Raw genomic sequence first — 18,033 nt, 5'->3', positions numbered from 1 at the left:
GCAATGGCATTATATGAGGATAATTTCACCACATTCTTTGCTTTTATCTAATTTCAATCCAAATTAACTACCGAATTTACTACTACATAAGGGAGCGTTCCGGCGACCCCTTAAGCTCTAAGCAACATCCCTCCCCTGTCATAATATCTCTGACAGTAACAAATCGTTCAAAATGCAAAAAAGACATGAGCAATAAAGTACTCCGCTGCAAGCGCCTATTTCTGAGGATATTATCCCCAACAAATAGCGTTGCAATCAAAACACTTTAATCAACTCATGCCTGATCGAATCAGTCACACATTGTGATAATAAATTTTCTGTTGTATTACTTGTTAAAAGTATAACAAACCTGCATAACGAGTGCAAGTTCCCTAGATGTCGGTTTGCGAGGTAGCGATGCGCTGTAGATGCATAGTCAAATAACTGAGCTCTGCATGACAGATCGGCTTATTCAGCCGCTGCTCCATGATTTGGGTCAGCTTACCAGCCAGGGCATACAGTCTTGGATATTCCTGCTGCAACAGCACATCCAGTCGTTCGATCTCTCCAACTCTTTCACCTCTACGCACTCGCTCAATAGCAAATCTCAAATGGGTAAGGAGTCTGGAATAATCCAGAGAATGGCGTGAAATAGAAATCTGTAACTCCTCTTCAATGATGGTAACTAAATCAGCAATCAATTGCGCATGTCCCCGAACCTCGCTAATATGCCGGTTAGTAATTGCGCTGTTGATATGAAGCGCAACAAATCCAATCTCATCATCGCCGAGGTCCACCCCCAGTTTGTTATGAATCAGGTCGATCGCATACTCTGCTAATTCAAACTCAAGGGGGTATATCTCTTTTGTCTCATATAGAAAAGGATTATGGAAGGCAAGATCCTGTTCAGCACGCTTAATAGCGAATGCGAGGTGATCGGTTAGCGCAATATGTATATGTTCATTGAGCTCCGATTGCGTTTTCCGGGAAATATACGAGATAATTTCGCCAATGACTTCGATCAAATGCTCATCTACCTGAGGCACGAGCTGCTTGTACTGCTCCTGCTCCATCTGATTCGTAAGGATGAACATTTTCTCAATCGCTTCGAGAGGAATGGTGTCCCCCGTCTTGCGATTGAAACCGATGCCTTTGCCGATTACGACAACTTCACCATGCTCAGGATGCCCGGCAATAATGACGTTGTTATTCAACACCTTGGCCACTCGTAGGATCTTCACATTTGCACCTCATTTAATTGATATTCAGTTGTCCGGAACGCTTACACCCATTATAACTGACCGAATAAAGCGTTGCCAGTAATTCCGGACAAAAGGTGGTCAGATCCAGAAATTACTTATGATTTAGCCCAAAAATAGAAAATAGCAAGCTAGTAATGCAAACAAAAGACGTCTCACATAAACGTGAGACGTCCGTATATATTATTCAATGATATATGAATTATTCCTGAGGCGGTTGAACGGGATTTACGTTAGGGGCTGGCTTGGACGGAGCTGGAGCTGGTGCTGGAACTGGAGCTGGATTAACTATCTTCCGCTGTGTAAGCCCCTTGATCAATTGCTCCACTTCTATTCCGGAAATATTCTTAATCATTTCCGGAGCTGTAGCCATCAGCTCCGTCACATAATTGCTGACACGAGCTGCGCCCTCTCCCTTACCGGTATCCACAACCGTCAGCTTCTCGATCGAAGCGATCGGTGCAGCGATCTTCTCAGCCAATTCTGGCAGCATCTTGGCGATAATATCGAGTACGGCAGCTTCGCCGAACTTCTGGAACGCATCGGCCAGCTTCTCCTTAGCTTCAGCCTCAGCCAGACCGCGAAGACGAATGATCTCGGCATCCGCTGTACCTTTGGCACGCTCGGCATCTGCGACCGCCAGACCTTCCAGACGCTTCTGCTCCGCCTCGGCGCGCGCTTGCGCCTCAATGGAATACTGCAATGCATCAGCCTCACGCATTTTACGGGCTTTATCGGCTTCCGCCGCCTGTTCTACCGCGTAACGGTCCGCATCAGCCTTCTTCTTCACTTCCGCGTCATACTGCTTCTGCCGTACCGTAATTTCCTTATCCTGCAGATCAATCTCCCGCTCTTTACGGACCAATTCCACCTTCATTTGTTCCTCAACCATGGTCTGCTTGGCCCGCGCTTCCTGAATTTCATACGCCTGGTCCGCCTCCGCCTTGGCCGTATCCTGCTCCTTCTTAAAGGCGGCGACCTTCAGTTCCTTCTCCTTGGTCGCTTCCGCAATATTAGTATCGCGCAGCAGTTCGGCTTTTTGTCCGGATTCCTCGGCCAGCGCCTTCTGAACCCTTGCATCCCGCAGCGCCTCAGCCTCAGCGATATCAGCATCGCGCTTTACAGCAGCGATCCGCGGCTTACCAAGCGCTTCCAGATAACCGTGCTTGTCGCGCACATCCTTGATGGTGAACGACACAATCTGTAGCCCCATCTTCTTCAAATCCCTGGCGGCTACACCCTGTACCTCCTGGGCAAACTTATCCCGATTGCGGTATACCTCCTCAACCGTCATTCCGCCGAGAATCGAGCGCAAGTGCCCTTCCAGCACTTCCTGGGCTTCGCCCTTCAGCGACTCAATGGGCTTGCCCATGAATTGCTCTGCAGCCGTAGCCACATCTTCTACCGAGCTGCCTACTTTGATGATGGCAACACCGTCGGCGGATACCGGAACCCCTTGCTCCGTATATACCTCTGGCGTCATCACATCCAGCTTGTGCGACAGCAAGGACATGAACTCCGCCTTCTGGAAGATTGGCCAGATAAATGCGCCGCCCCCGCGAACGATCTTAATCTTGCGACCAGAATCATCGTCTGACACGTTCTTACTGCCAAGGAAGGAACCCGTTACAAGCATCGCCTCATCCGGGCTAACCGTCTTGTAGCGGGCCCAGAATGCGATACCAAGAATAAGAATGACAGCAATAACCACAGATGGAATTAGCAAATAATCCGGAAACCCTTCGATCAATTAGATCATCTCCTCTTCTTTCCTATTATCATACAATTCGGATACGAGGGCGACTCCCTCCTTCATATCCACCACCACCACTTCTCTACCCACGGAAATGTTCCTCTTATCCCAACTCGCTGCGATATGTAGCGTATTTCCTGCCACTTGCTTAACCATAATCTCACCGAAGCCTTCACCGGCGATCGGTATGGTAACTTCCCCCAGCTTGCCGGGCAGATCGGTCTCTGAGAACCCGATTGAATTCTCACTGTTATCCATGGGCTTAACATAAATGAAATACACGACGACGGAGAGGAGAAGGGCGATCAGGATCGAGAAAATAATAATCGCAGCATTCCCCAGGCCGGTATACTGACTTAACAAAATACCGCTTCCCCCAAAGGTTGTAATTGCTGAAGCACTAATGATCGGCTTGAAAAAGTCAACGGAGATCAAATCGAAAATCCCATCGATCCAGCTTCCGATGATATCTCCCAGGAGCGTACTCGCCAAAGCAAAAACCGCTCCGCCGATAAAGCAGCCCCAAAATAATCCATCCATCCCTTCTCCTCCTTGAACCAAAATGACTCACCATATCATGATATGTAATATTTACTACGTAAAACCCTATATTTGGTTGCAACACCCCATTCTTCAAATATTGCATCCAATTCCATTATACTTGTAACCAAAGCAAAGAAACAGGAAATTCAGCAACCTTTCCGTTACTTAATCTCGTATTAGACTGAAGCCGATCTGAACATTGGGTCACTCCGCTTACACTCATACGCTAACGAAACTGGCACACGCTATTTCAAGTAAAAAGGCACCTGCCAAATTCTAACGAAACTTCACATCGTTATTCAGGCACCTTTTCGCTCCAATGCGTACTTTATGTCCAATTAGCAATACCCTGTTTCTTTAGAGATTTGAAAAGCCTTATTGGTGCAGAATAGCGATACCACGTTTCGTTAGCTTCCTTCCCTACAAAAAAACAGGGCAAAGCCCCTAAAAACTAGTGCTTCACCCTGTCATTCCTAGTGATTATACCTGTAACGCTCCGTACCCAACGCTGGTCACGAAGCGGCGGAATGCTTCCCGTCCTTCATCCGTGACCTTGAACACGCCGGCATGTCCTAGAATCTCGGCAAACTTGCGGCCGACCTCATCGCGAAGCAGTGCTTCCGCATCTTCTTTGACCATAGCCTGCCCGTAGTCTGCAACCAATTGCTTCACCCAAGCAGCATGCACGGCCAATTTGGAATCGGGATTGGAGGTAACATCATCATACAAAGTCGTATCTCCGCTCAGAATACCAGCGATATCGGCTAGTTCTTCCTTGAGACGGCCTGGCAGAATCGCCAGCCCCATGACTTCAATCAGACCGATATTCTCCTTCTTGATATGATGCATTTCCCGGTGCGGGTGGAAAATTCCTTCCGGATGCTGCTCACTCGTCCGGTTGTTGCGCAGCACGATATCCATCTCGAAGCTGCCGTCCGCTCCGCGGCGAACGATCGGAGTCACCGTATTATGCGGCACCTTCTCACCAGCGTCTGTACTGTAAGCAAATACATCCACTGTCGGATCGCTATATTCCTTCCACTGCTCATATATATCATCGGCTGCTTCCAGCAATATATCGGGGTCCTGGCTGTTTAAGCGCAATACCGCCATCGGCCACTGGACAATGCCGGCTGTTACGCCCGGATAAGATGAATGATGGAACCTTGCTGCGATCGGCGATTTCTCCAATGGGAAGGTATGTCTTCCTCCCTGAAAATGATCATGCGTCAGGATGGACCCGCCGACAATCGGCAAATCGGCATTCGATCCGATAAAATAGTGTGGAAACTGTGCCGTAAAGGCTAACAGCCGTTTAAAGGTATCCTTCGTCAGCTTCATCGGCACATGATCATGATGGAACACGATGCAATGTTCGTTGTAATATACGTATGGAGAATATTGGAATAACCAGGGCTCCCCATTCAATTCCAGCGGAATAACGCGGAGATTTTGGCGCGCCGGATGGTTGATCCGACCGGCATACCCTACATTCTCCCGGCAGAGCTGGCATTTCGGATAGACCGGAGGCGGCAGAAGCTTCGCCATTGCGATCTCCTTCGGATTTTTCTCCGGCTTGGACAGATTGATAGTAATCTCCATCGAGCCATATTCAGTAGGCTGGTCCCAATATATATTTTGTGCAACCCGATCCATACGGATATAATTGCTCGCCACAGATAACTTGTAAAATTGATCCGTCGCCGCCTGAATGCCCTGACTTTGCTCCGTCTTGCGGAAGGCGGAGATGGTCTCTGACGGGCGAGGCATGATCAGCCCCATTATCCGTGCGTCAAGCAAATCGCGATATGTCACTGTATTTTCCGGGATCAATCCGATTGCAAAGCCATAATCAATCAATACCTCTAGCGGCTGCTCCGGACTCGTCAGTGTCTCTTCTGCAAGCTCCCCGGCATAAGGCTCATCGAAGGAGAACAATTCCAGCAGACGATTGCGGGAATACTCCAGATCCCACCAATCGAATAGTCCTTGTTCCAGTGCATAGTGAAGCAGTCTTTCGATAGCTGCCTGCACATCCTGCCTGTTCTTGTCTTCAGCTTTCACTTCTGCCCACTCCTTAGTCGTTATATCCTTCCGGATGATTGCTGTTCCATTCCCAGGCGCTGCCGATAATGTCTTGCAGATTGTCGCGTAATGGCTTCCAGCCAAGCACGCTTCTCGCTTTGTCAGAGGAAGCAACCAGTACAGCCGGGTCTCCATCCCGACGAGGGGTAACCTGTACCGGGAAGTCGCGACCCGTTACTTCGCGCACAGCTTCGATCATCTCTTTGACCGAGAATCCCTGACCGCTGCCAAGGTTGAACACATCGCTATCTCCACCGCCCAGCAAATACTCTACAGCGCGCAGATGGGCATCCGCCAGATCGCTCACATGAATATAGTCGCGTATGCAGGTGCCATCAGGTGTGTTGTAATCATCCCCGAAGATTTTGATCGAATCGCGTTGTCCAAGCGCTGCCTGAAGAATAAGCGGAACCAGATGCGTCTCCGGATCATGATCCTCACCGATTTTGCCGCTGGCATGAGCCCCGGCCGCATTGAAGTAGCGAAGCGCCACATATTTGATTCCCAGCACCTGATCGAACCAGGCCATCATCCGCTCCATCGTCAGCTTCGTCTCTCCATAGACATTTGTCGGATGGGTAGGGTCACTCTCTTCAATAGGCACTTTCTCCGGTTCGCCATAGGTTGCGGCCGTGGAGGAGAACACGATTTTACGCACATTGGCCTTATCCATAGCTTCCAGCAAGCACAGTGTGCCGTAGACGTTATTGTCAAAATATTTTACCGGGTCCTTCATACTCTCCCCAACCAGTGAATTCGCGGCAAAATGGATCACCGCCTCGATTTCATTCTCAGCGAACAATCTCTTCAGCAGTTCCTTATCGCGCAGATCACCTTCGTACAGCTTCCCGCCCAGCAGCGCATCCTTATGCCCTGTCTGCAGATTGTCGATAACGACAACCTCCTTGCCTTGCTCCAGCAGCTCCGCAACTGTATGAGAACCGATATATCCTGCTCCACCCGTGACCAAGATCGCCATATTAATACTCCTCCTTCATTTCCTGAACTCCGTTGCCCACTCCACACACATAGAATTCGCCCTTCAAGCCCGTTCTCTTCTCGTACGCTTCGCCTACAGCAGACAAGAATTGGTCAATTGCGTCCTCATGGACGAGTGATACCGTACAGCCGCCAAATCCGGCTCCGGTCATCCGTGAGCCCAGCGTGCCTTCAATGTTCCGTGCCTCTTCGACCATAACATCAAGCTCCATGCAGCTGACCTCGTACAGATCGCGCAGCGAATCATGAGAAGCGTTCATCAATTGCCCGAAACGAACCAAATCGTTAGCGCGCAGCGCCAGGGCCGATTGGAGCACTCTAGCATTCTCTTCAATGACATGAGTGGCCCGTCTTAGCAGAACTTCATCTGTGAACTTGCCCTTCAACTGCGCAAATTGCTCCAGGGACAGATGAGCCAAATACTCAAGACCAGGTACATCCTGCTGCAAAATTTTCAAAGCCGCATCACATTCCCCACGGCGCTCATTATATTTGGAATCAACCAATCCTCTGCGCTTATTCGTATTGCTGATTACGAGCTTATAGTTGCCCGTCACAAATGGTACAAGCTGATATTCCAGCGTATCGCACATCAGCAAAATCGCATGATCCTTCGCTCCGTTCGCAACAGCAAACTGATCCATAATTCCGCTGTTCACGCCAACGTAATGATTCTCAGCCCGTTGCGATAGCTTGGCGATTTCCACCTTATCGGCGGGTTGATTCTCCATCACCAGCAGTCCATACGCGGTAACAACTTCAATAGAGGCGGAAGATGAGAGACCTGCCCCATTCGGGATCTCGCCCTGGAACAGAATATCGTAGCCACTGCTGAGCTGTACGCCAAGCTTGCCAAGCTCTACAATCACTCCGATCGGATAGTCGACCCACTCGCCAGTCTTAACGCTGCCAAGCTGATCCACATCGAACTCGCCCTTATAAGTGAGATTTGTGGACGAGAACATTACTTTGCGATCCGTACGCTTGCGAATTGCCATCGTTGTTCCAAATTCCAGCGCAGCCGGCAGTACATACCCGCCATTGTAATCGATGTGCTCACCGATCAGGTTGACGCGTCCCGGGGCATTGAATACGGATATCGCTGCATCGTTCTCGCCGTATTGGGATATTAACAACCGTTCCATCTCTTGTCGTTTCATCGTTATGGACACCTCATTATTCATGATTGATTGTTTCAAGCTTCCTTGAACCCAGTATAAGAAAAATCGAATATAATCGTAATGCATGTATGCGAGTTTTATATGGATAAATGTGACCTCAGAGAGTAGAATATAGTCAGAATAATAGAGGAGGTCACCCTATGCTTCAGGAAACCTATAGTGCCGCTGCTAATCCGGAAGTGTTCGACACTAGCGATCTGCATGTCTTGTTCGCGGGCGAGAGTCAGACCTCGGCCGATCATAGACTGGGACCGAAGGTATATGACTATTTCCTGCTGCATTTTGTTGAGCAGGGAAGGGGAAGCTTCCAGACTGAATTTGCTTATTACTCTCTCAGCGCAGGAGACTGCTTCCTGATTCAGCCTGACCAGCTCGTAAGCTATGCCTCAGATAGCCTTGAGCCCTGGCGTTACCGCTGGATCGCCTTCGCGGGGGATAAAGCAGCCGAGCTTGTCCAGCGTGCGGGGTTTACACCGCAAATGGCTGCGTTCAGCTCCGGATCAGCCAGCGCCATTCCTGAAGTGCTCGAATCCGTGCTTCAGGTCTTCCGCACACGGAAGCCTAGCTCCCATCTGGCTTCATTAGGTTATCTGCACCTGATTATGGCCGAAGCTGAAGAGAGACTCGTTCGCGAGTCTGCATTGCCGACCGGGGAATCGGGAGTGCAGCGCACCGTCAAGCAAATGATCCATTATATGAGCAGTCAATACGCCCATCCGATCTCTATTGAACAAATGTGCTCCAGCCTGGGGTACAACCGGGCTTACTTGTCACGGATCTTCAAGAGGACGACGGGGCTGACCCCTGTCACTTACCTGCTTAAGCTGCGGATAGACAAATCCCGTCAGCTGCTGCGGGAGCGGCCGGAACTATCCATTGAGCAAATCTCCGCTTCTGTCGGATTAACCGATGCCTTGTATTTCTCACGCCAGTTCCGTAGATTTTACGGTGAATCGCCAAGCGAGTACCGCAGAAATGCCCCGGGCAGAACTGACAACGCTGCTAACTCATAAAGAAGCTGATATACTAGGACGGTTTACGGATGACAGTCCCATAATCCAAAAAAGGACACCCCCATTGCCTGACAACGCAGTTGAGGGTGTCCCCTATAATTTCTACTACCAACAGGATAGCTGATGTCCATCACGATATCAAGCGAGCAAATAGACGCTCGAACCGATTCTCGCCACACCGTTACTCAGCCTCTGTGTATAAGCAAAATCCAAGGATTCCACATCGTCCATCAAATACGCAGACGTCGTACTTCCCGGCTTCCTTCTCGAATTCAAAGAGCGGATAATATAATCCGCAGTTACGTTGCCGATGCCGTGGCCGTAATAACGTCCATCAGGCATTACGATCGTGTTCTCCCCCTGCCATTGCGGCATGGAAGGATCAAAATCGGGATTTTTGAAATAGACTACATCCCCCGGAAATGCTTCCGCCCCACTGACCGAATTAATGCGCAAATCGCTATCATACTTCCAATCATACAGCACCAGATTAGCGAAATAAGTATTAAACGCCTGATCCCCGATCATATCCATGACGCCTTGATATAAGACGATCACCATCGCTGTAGCACATTCGAAGGCATACTTGCGGCCATTATGGAAAATATCGCGGATGGCCTCCGCTGGAGTGACATCGCTACGCTGTTGAAATCCCCCGTTGCTAAGCCGAACCCAGTAGTCTTGATTACAGCGTGAGTTCTCAAAAGTGGCAAAGCCCACGCCGCTGTCATAGAGCGCCCTGGCCGCTTCTACTATTTTCCCCCTGGCTGTTAATTCAAATTTCAGATCGGCGATAGAATCATAGCGATATTGTACTGCGCTCTCCTGCTTCATCCGCAAAATTTGCTGCTCCAGCCCCGTCAGATTCATCTGCCCAATCTGCTCCGATTCCCCCGGCGGAAGAACGATCATCATACCCACCTCACATCGTAGAATTATCCATCGTATACGGATATTGTACGCTGCGCAGACAGATAAGTGCCTATATCAGGTCGTCTCGATTATGCTGGCGGCAGCATCCGCCCTACTTTCTCCATCACCGCTCCGATCGGATCTGTAATTAATAGGTCGGCATGATGGTCATATGCCGTTGGCGAGGCATTCAGCAGCACCGTCCGATCTCCATTAAAATAAGTCACAAGGTGTGCGGCCGGCTGTACCGTTAAGGACGTCCCTCCGATCAGCAGCATATCTGCCGAAGCGATCGCCTGGATGCTCTCTGAGAGCACTTGGTTATCGAGATTCTCTCCATAGAGCACGACATCAGGCTTGACCACTCCACCACAGCTATGACAGACCGGCACGACTGAAGCGCTTTGCATCACCTCATCCAGGCTGTGAAACTGACGGCAATCCATGCAATAATTGCGATGAATCGAACCATGCAGCTCAAGTACATTCCTGCTGCCGGCCATTTGATGCAATCCGTCGATATTTTGTGTAATAATATGCGTCAGCTGTCCCGCCTGCTCCAGCTTAGCGAGGCAGAGATGCGCCGGATTAGGACGGGCCTCCGAGTGAATCATTTTCGTCTTATAGAAATCATAAAAAACCTCGGGATGACGGTTGAAAAAAGACCGACTTAAAATTTCTTCAGGTGCATAGGGCGAAGCCGTCTCCGTCTGATAAATTCCCGCTGCCGAACGAAAGTCAGGAATTCCACTCTCAGTGGAGATCCCTGCCCCGCCGAAGAAGACGATCCTCTGGCTCTCCTGCATCCAGGCAGCTAACTGTTCTATCTTCGTCATATCCATCGTCATTGACCCCTTTTTATTCTTCATGTAGATGTTCGAAAAGTTCAAAAAGACCGATTTTCAGCACCGAGAAGTTGGATAAAGCTATGCCCTCACATCGCGGTGTTTCATCCTTAAACTGAACTCGAACTGGTTTTCTTATCCCAAGCGAACACCCCTGTATTTACTGAACCGACAATTCATGATATCCGCGAACAACCCAGTTCGCATCAAGCAAATACTGCTTGCCATCCCCGTCTGGGGCAATGCCAATTGTACACACAACGCTGGCCTGCTTCCCCATCACCATATCGCCATTGCTATCTCCAATAACGATGCATTGCTGTGGCGTAAGGCCCAGTTTCTGCGCAGCCAGTAATGCCATCTCCGGATCCGGCTTCCCCTTGGATACCCGGTCTCTACCAACAACTACTGGAAAATAACGGCTCAGCCCCATCCAATCCAGATGCTTTTCGGTTTCTTTCACCGTGTCCGAAGTCACTACTGCCAGCTTGATCCCCGATCTGTGACAATTCTCCAGAAACTCCGGCAGTCCCGGAAGCGGCAACGCCCTCCTGTCCTGCTCCAGCTTCTGCATCGCCAACTTGTTATAACGCCTGACCAGCACTGTCGCTTCATTCCAGGGGATTCCGGCAGCATACAGATGCCAGGCCAGCAGCGCCGTCACCTCTTCCTCTGTCCCCATCGCAATTGGCCCGGCCTTATCATATCCAATGATCCTTCCCGTCTGGTCGCTGAACAACCCAAGCGATTCTTTTCTATGACCCATTGGTTCTTTATCCAGAGTGGTCAAATGCTCATCAAGCAATCCGATAAGCACAGTGGCCCAAGCCCCCCACATTGGCATAAAATCCAGCAACGTACCGTCTTTATCAAACAATATCCCTCTGCACGGAACCTCTTGACCATGCACAGTAACTTTCGGCATCGACTCACTTCCCTATATTTATTTTTCACGACCCGATATCTTCCTCTATTGTACCTTGAAGTACGAATCCAGACAAAAGCGACACTTCAGCAGTTGTCAACAGATCGACACATTCCCCCTGGCTGATAGCGTTTTCTTTTGTGATTATTATCACAAGGCGGATCCTGTAAAAATAGTACCTTATAGCTGAACGAAGATTCCTCAAAATTTTCAATAATTTATTTTAAAACGTACCGACTCGACAACCATGCGGAAGCCGCCGGATAAGGAGAGAATCGTCATGACCAATCATTCGATAAGTTCGCGGGGAGAGACCTTTTTTCTGAATCTGCGCTTTCTGCTCATCGTCTGTGTATTTATAGGCAACGCCATCGAACCGTTAATTACGAGACTTCATGGCATGGAAGCTTTATATATGTGGATTTTTACTTTTCATATGCCTTTATTCGTATTCGTCACCGGATATTTCGCGAAAAGCAATTTATTTGGAGGCGCTGGACGCAAGGTACTGCTGCAAATCGCGATGCAGTATATGATCTTTCAGACCCTCTATCTGGCGCTGGACGCGCTATTATTCCATGTTCATAACACACATTATTCTTACTTCGCCCCTTACTTGCTGCTCTGGTTCCTGGCCAGCCATTTCTGCTGGCGTCTGCTGTTGATTATGCTGAAAAAGCTGACACCCCTTCAACAGGTTATCACTGCGGTTCTGCTCGGTGTGCTGGTTGGCTATCTGCCGGTTGATGGGGTTTGGCTCAGTATTTCGCGGACACTGGTATTTTTCCCATTTTTCATTGTCGGTTATCATTTCTCTTACGCACGGTTAAAGCTCTTGTTCACACACAAGGTAAAAATCTTCGCCCTAAGCGCATCAGCCCTGCTGTTCCTCTGGATCGCCTTGGGCGGATTGAATATATCCCCCGGCTGGCTGTATGGCAATATGACCTATGGCCAATTGGGACAAATCGCATGGTACACCGGAATATTTCGTATGCTGCTATATATACTGCAAGCTCTGGCCGCGGCTAGCTTTCTGGCTTTCGTGCCTTGGAGAAAAAGCAGCATCACTGATATGGGACGCAGAACCTTATATGTATTCCTGCTGCACGGTTTTATTGTCCGGCTCGCTGCCCTGTCCCCTATTTACAGCTGGATTCATAGCGATGTAGCCTCACTGGTGCTTGTTGCAGCTGCCGTTGCCTTGACCCTGCTGCTCTGTCAGCCATTCGTCCGCAAACTGGCAGCGCCTCTGATCGAGCCCTCTGTACAATGGATCGTTGACCTGGAGCACCGGGCCACCCACTCGTTTGGCACAAGTGCAGCAAGCAAGCATTAAGACTTTAGCGCTCTGGAGTTTCGTTAGATTCTTGACAGTGAGCGAGACTTTTCGAATCCGGGCATAGTCTGAACCTGTCTGCTAGCTCTAACGAAACTGAGGAGCGTTATTCAGGGACAAATAGGCTCTTCGGGATTTTAACGAAACTGGGGAGCGTTATTCAGTCCATTTTGGCGCGAAAAGCCTTGATTTGCCCCGAATAACGATATGAGGTTTCGTTAGATTTTTTCCACCCCTATTTTCGGACAAATAGCGCTTTGGAGTTTCGTTAGATTCTTGACAATGGGTGAGAATCATCGAATCCGGGCGTAGTCTGAACTGCCTGCTAGCTCTAACGAAACTGGGGAGCGTTATTCAGGGACAAATAGGCTCTTCGGAATTTTAACGAAACTGGGGAGCCTTATTTAGTACATTTTGGCGCGAAAAGCCTCGATTTGCCCCGAATAACGATATGAGGTTTCGTTAGATTTTTTCCACCCCTATTTTCGGGCAAATAGCGCTCTGGAGTTTCGTTAGATTCTTGACAGTGGGTGAAAATCATCGAATCCGGGAGTAGTCTGAACTGCCTGCTAGCTCTAACGAAACTGGGGAGCGTTATTCAGGGACAAATAGGCTCTTTGGGATTTTAACGAAACTGTGGAGCCTTATTTAGTACATTTTAACGCGAAAAGCCTCGATTTGCGCCGAATAACGATATGAGGTTTCGTTAGATTTTTTCCACCCCTATTTTCGGGCAAATAGCGCTCTGGAGTTTCGTTAGATTCTTGACAATGGGTGAGAATCATCGAATCCGGGCGTAGTCTGAACTGCCTGCTAGATCTAACGAAACTGGGGAGCGTTATTCAGGGACAAATAGGCTCTTTGGGGTTTTAACGAAACTGGGGAGCCTTATTTAGTACATTTTAACGCGAAAAGCCTCGATTTGCCCCGAATAACGATATGAGGTTTCGTTAGATTTTTTCCACCCCTATTTTTGGGCAAATAGCGCTCTGGAGTTTCGTTAGATTCTCAATAGTGAACTCTGGTTGGCTCAGCTCGTTCAGTTAGCTCTATTTACTCTGTTGGCCTAGTTCGTTCTGGCTCTGTTAGCTTGTTTACTCTGTTCGCCCAGCCTGCCCTGTTCACTCTGCTCGTTTTGCTGGCTCAGCTCATTCAATTTTCTCAGTTCACCTGTTAGCGTTGTCCACTCTGCTGCTTAGTTCGGCTTGTTAGGCCAGTTTTCTCAGTTCACCTGTTGGCTCCGTTAGCCCTATCGGCCCAGCTTGGCCCTGTTTACTCTATTGACTTTATCCACCTTTTGCCTAGTTCGCTCACTTAACTCGGTTCACTCTGTGAGGATCAGTTCACTCAATTCTCTCTGTTGGTCCAATTCACTCTGTCCGCAATATTCCCTCTGTTAGCTTAATTGCCCCTATTCACTCTACGCGCTTAACTGGCGGATTAACCAATTCTCGCATTAATTTTAACCAATATATAGCACTTTTTTTGGACAAATTATACTTTTTCATAACCAATTAAGTTTTTCAGAAAAGTTCTGCATTTGCAGGAGTTTTCTTTTTTTTGCAACGAGGGCGCTCCTGCCTTACACCATCTTATATTCCGTTTTAGGCGCCAAATCCGTTGATTTCAGGTCAAACTTCCACTCCATTTGACGTTTTTTTCAGATATTTTACTGTTTTTGTTTGCTAGAAAAAGCAGAATACATATGATAGACTGTAAAGAAAACCTTTAGCGGTGTAAAGTTCCAAAATCTAATAAATTCTTATCATGGGGGGATCGTCTATTATGACAGCCAAGAAAATGCGTTCAGACATGATCAAAAAAGGCTTCGACCGTGCGCCGCACCGCAGCTTGCTCCGCGCCGCCGGCGTTAAGGAAGAAGACTTCAACAAACCGTTTATCGCCGTATGTAATTCCTACATCGATATTGTCCCTGGACATGTTCACTTGCAGGAGTTCGGTAAAATCGTCAAAGAGGCGATCCGGGAAGCGGGGGGCGTTCCGTTCGAATTTAATACAATCGGCGTGGATGACGGCATTGCTATGGGGCACATCGGAATGCGCTACTCTCTGCCAAGCCGCGAGATTATCGCCGACGCATTAGAGACTGTTGTATCGGCTCACTGGTTCGATGGGATGGTCTGCATCCCGAACTGTGACAAGATCACACCGGGCATGATGATGGGCGCGCTTCGCGTCAATATCCCGACGATCTTCGTCAGCGGCGGTCCGATGAAGGCCGGCGTAGACAGCAAAGGACGCAAGCTGTCGCTAACCTCCGTATTTGAAGGAGTTGGTGCTCATCAAGCGGGCCAAATTGATGATTCGGATCTGTTGGAACTTGAACAGTTCGGTTGTCCAACCTGCGGCTCCTGTTCGGGAATGTTCACCGCTAATTCCATGAACTGTCTGGCCGAGGCGCTGGGACTGGCACTGCCAGGTAACGGTACAATACTTGCCGTATCTGATGAGCGTCGCGACTTCGTAAGAAAATCCGCAAAGCAGCTGATGGAATTGATCAAGCTTGATCTCAAGCCTCGCGATATCGTAACCAAGGAATCAATCGATAACGCTTTTGCTCTGGATATGGCGATGGGCGGTTCTACCAATACCGTATTGCATACCCTCGCTCTGGCGCAGGAAGCTGGAATCGATTATCCACTGGAACGGATCAATGAAGTAGCTAACCGCGTTCCTCATATCTCCAAGCTGGCACCGGCAACAGATATCTTTATCGAGGATGTTGACCGGGCAGGCGGCGTTAGCGCCGTTATTCATGAGCTGCTGAAGAAGCCGGGGGCTATCTTCGGAGAGCAGATGACAGTTACCGGCAAGACGCTCGCAGAGAACGTAGCCAACTGTGAGATTAAAGATACCAGCGTCATCCACAAGATCGATAATCCTTACTCCGAAAAAGGCGGGCTCGCCATTTTATACGGCAACCTGGCTCCGGAAGGTTCGGTCATCAAGGTTGGTGCTGTCGATCCATCTGTCGGCGGATATCATAAAGGTCCAGCCATCTGCTTCGACTCTCAGGAGGAAGCGTTGGAGGGAATCGCCAACGGCAAAGTAAAAGAGGGCTGTGTCGTCGTTATTCGTTATGAAGGACCAAAGGGTGGTCCGGGAATGCCAGAAATGCTCGCTCCTACTTCACAAATTGTAGGTATGGGCCTTGGCGCCAAGGTCGGCCTGATTACCGATGGCCGCTTCTCAGGCGCCTCGCGCGGAATCAGCATCGGTCATATTTCTCCGGAAGCTGCGGAAGGTGGCCCGATCGCATTCGTTGAGGATGGCGATATCATCGAGCTCGACTTGAACAACCGCAAAATCGAGCTGCTGGTTGATGAAGAAGTACTGGCCAGCCGCCGTGCTAACTGGAAGGGCTTTGAGCCGAAAGTAAAAACCGGCTACCTGGCTCGTTACTCCAAACTGGTTACTAACGCTAGTTCGGGCGGAGTTATGAAGATCTAACCGAGATCTAGCTGAGACACATTATTTTCTCCCTTTTACATGTAGAAAAGGCTTGGCTCCTTCAACAGGAGCCAAGCCTTTTTGAATAAACAAATAAATAATTACGGATTACCGACAAGGTAGGGTGGAGCTGATGACCGTCTCTTCTTCCTCCTCGACAAGCCTGTCATGCTTAATCCGATGATGGGAACCATCGTTGAGATATCTCTTCATCAGTAGATCTATCGGCATCAGAATCAACTTTGGCACCAATAACTCCGGTGCCTGCTTTAATCTTGTCCCTCCATCCGGGTGGATCACTCGCATCAGGAATTTCAAATAAATTCGCGAAGAACTAGCAAAGAACCCCTTCGGCAAATCCGTAACCGTAAAACCGAATTTCTCTGGCCCGCGATTAATCATTGTTACCCCATATAGCGCCTTGACATTATGCAGTTCAGGATGATCGACCACGTACTTGGCAATTTCGGGCAATGCCTTCTCGACTTGCCTGATCATTTGAATGGCCAAATGAACTGTAGATTTCGACCTCATCCCCATCTGAAACAGCTTCCTGTTGTCGAAATGCAGCTCCAGCACCTCGTCGCCGGACTTCAGCATCGTTCCATCCATCAATTCAACGGACTGTCCATGATAAGGACGGCTACGGAAATGAAAAATCGGGTTCTGTTCATTCGCCGTATGCAACTGGAATATGAGATGGAACAACTTCTCCCAGAGGAGCCATAAAGCTACAACCGACCGCTTCCACCAACTTAAGGAACGGGTGCTATTTGCCGCCTTCGCCGCCGCTTTGCTATGCTTCAGCTTACTGTCTGTCTCCATCAGGTGGTCGATCCGAACGCTGCGCAAGCCTCGCTTCTGCGCTTCGTCCAGCACTCGTTCCAGTGCTACCAGCATTTCCCTGGGTGCCTCATTGTCGGCGCCCAGGGTAGCTCCGCAATCATGCAGCAGAAATACTTCGCCGCCGCCGAGCTTCTTCAACATCCGCTTCGTCAAGCGTTCAGCTCCGATGCGCTTGCGCCAATCGCTGAACATTGCCGACCAAAGCACGATCTGGACATCGCTTCGGTTAGCGAAGTCGAATAAATTAACGATCCCCCACGGCGGTCTATAATAGTGAGTATCTTTGCCTGTAACCTCATGGATAATTTTATTCGTCTTCTGAATTTGCTTCTTCACGGCACCGGGACCCATCAGCCAATTCGTCTTATGAACATAATTATGGATTCCAATCAAATGCCCGTCCTCGTGCATCCGTCTGATCAGCTCAGGATTTCTCTCCGCATTGGAACCAACGACAAAGAAAGTAGCCTTGGCATCATACCGCTTCAGCAAATCAAGGAGCTGAGGGGTATAATAATGATCCGGACCATCATCAAAGGTAAGGGCAAATTCATCTTTGCTCGAACCATGCTTGAAGACACGATAACCAAACAGACGCGTGATCAGCCCTGGTATAAAAGCATACAACGATGAAATGTAAAACAGCCATATCAGCAAAGTCTCCATGTCGCTTTCCCCACTTCTCTCTGATCTTAGCTTTTCCACGCACATATAGAGATAGTTCAAAAAGTCCACCTTTGATAAGAAAACCAATCCAAGTCATTCCAGGATGGGCGGCGGACGCTTGCCCTTAAGCTGGCTGCCTGGGGCGTCGACCCGGCATTGGAGCAGAAACAGTAGCGGCGTCAGCTCGCGTCATTCAAAGGTAAGTTATCTTGCGATA

Annotated in this window: 13 protein-coding genes; 3 read left to right on the top strand and 10 right to left on the bottom strand. The window is 49.1% G+C overall.

Annotated elements, in window-relative coordinates:
• Positions 1 to 371: 371 nt before the first annotated feature.
• From glcT to BN1360_RS10665, 6 genes are all read right to left on the bottom strand, one after another.
• On the bottom strand, positions 372 to 1,220 hold the full coding sequence (gene glcT / locus BN1360_RS10690) for a glucose PTS transporter transcription antiterminator GlcT (protein ID WP_068779849.1): 849 nt from the start codon (positions 1,218 to 1,220) through the stop codon (positions 372 to 374).
• 220 nt (positions 1,221 to 1,440) lie between these two features.
• On the bottom strand, positions 1,441 to 2,988 hold the full coding sequence (locus BN1360_RS10685; RefSeq protein ID WP_068779848.1) for a flotillin family protein: 1,548 nt from the start codon (positions 2,986 to 2,988) through the stop codon (positions 1,441 to 1,443).
• On the bottom strand, positions 2,989 to 3,531 hold the full coding sequence (locus BN1360_RS10680) for an NfeD family membrane protein (RefSeq protein WP_068779847.1): 543 nt from the start codon (positions 3,529 to 3,531) through the stop codon (positions 2,989 to 2,991).
• A 483-nt stretch (positions 3,532 to 4,014) separates the two neighbouring features.
• Complete coding sequence (locus BN1360_RS10675; protein WP_068779846.1) at positions 4,015 to 5,598, bottom strand: UDP-glucose--hexose-1-phosphate uridylyltransferase; 1,584 nt, start codon at positions 5,596 to 5,598, stop codon at positions 4,015 to 4,017.
• Positions 5,599 to 5,611: 13 nt separating this feature from the next.
• Entirely contained in the window at positions 5,612 to 6,598 is a 987-nt protein-coding gene (galE, locus tag BN1360_RS10670) for a UDP-glucose 4-epimerase GalE (protein WP_068779845.1), read from the bottom strand.
• 1 nt (position 6,599) lies between these two features.
• Entirely contained in the window at positions 6,600 to 7,778 is a 1,179-nt protein-coding gene (locus BN1360_RS10665) for a galactokinase (protein ID WP_068780016.1), read from the bottom strand.
• Between the two features lie 161 nt (positions 7,779 to 7,939).
• Here BN1360_RS10665 and BN1360_RS10660 point away from each other — a divergent pair, with 161 nt between their 5' ends.
• Positions 7,940 to 8,812 carry an AraC family transcriptional regulator gene (locus tag BN1360_RS10660; protein WP_068779844.1) on the top strand — a complete coding sequence of 291 codons (873 nt, stop codon included), beginning with the start codon at positions 7,940 to 7,942 and terminating at the stop codon, positions 8,810 to 8,812.
• 138 nt (positions 8,813 to 8,950) lie between these two features.
• Here BN1360_RS10660 and BN1360_RS10655 read toward each other — a convergent pair whose 3' ends face one another.
• The 3 genes from BN1360_RS10655 to BN1360_RS10645 all read right to left on the bottom strand — a co-directional run bounded on the left by BN1360_RS10655 (position 8,951) and on the right by BN1360_RS10645 (position 11,494).
• Positions 8,951 to 9,727, bottom strand: a complete 777-nt coding sequence (locus BN1360_RS10655; RefSeq protein ID WP_229520974.1) for a protein-glutamine gamma-glutamyltransferase — start codon at positions 9,725 to 9,727, stop codon at positions 8,951 to 8,953.
• An 86-nt stretch (positions 9,728 to 9,813) separates the two neighbouring features.
• Positions 9,814 to 10,560: an NAD-dependent protein deacylase gene (locus tag BN1360_RS10650; protein ID WP_068780015.1), complete on the bottom strand. Its 747-nt coding sequence runs from the start codon at positions 10,558 to 10,560 to the stop codon at positions 9,814 to 9,816.
• Between the two features lie 169 nt (positions 10,561 to 10,729).
• Positions 10,730 to 11,494, bottom strand: a complete 765-nt coding sequence (locus tag BN1360_RS10645; protein ID WP_068779842.1) for an HAD family hydrolase — start codon at positions 11,492 to 11,494, stop codon at positions 10,730 to 10,732.
• Between the two features lie 280 nt (positions 11,495 to 11,774).
• Here BN1360_RS10645 and BN1360_RS10640 point away from each other — a divergent pair, with 280 nt between their 5' ends.
• Complete coding sequence (locus tag BN1360_RS10640; protein WP_082790017.1) at positions 11,775 to 12,833, top strand: acyltransferase family protein; 1,059 nt, start codon at positions 11,775 to 11,777, stop codon at positions 12,831 to 12,833.
• Between the two features lie 1,785 nt (positions 12,834 to 14,618).
• Complete coding sequence (gene ilvD, locus BN1360_RS10635) at positions 14,619 to 16,304, top strand: dihydroxy-acid dehydratase (RefSeq protein WP_068779840.1); 1,686 nt, start codon at positions 14,619 to 14,621, stop codon at positions 16,302 to 16,304.
• Between the two features lie 108 nt (positions 16,305 to 16,412).
• Here the strand turns inward: ilvD and BN1360_RS10630 are convergent, their stop codons facing one another.
• Positions 16,413 to 17,816, bottom strand: a complete 1,404-nt coding sequence (locus BN1360_RS10630) for a polysaccharide deacetylase family protein (protein ID WP_068779839.1) — start codon at positions 17,814 to 17,816, stop codon at positions 16,413 to 16,415.
• Between the last annotated feature and the right edge of the window lie 217 nt (positions 17,817 to 18,033).

The sequence above is a fragment of the Paenibacillus sp. GM2 genome, from assembly GCF_900069005.2.
GTDB lineage: Bacteria > Bacillota > Bacilli > Paenibacillales > Paenibacillaceae > Fontibacillus.
This window is presented reverse-complemented; position numbering and strand designations above follow the sequence as displayed.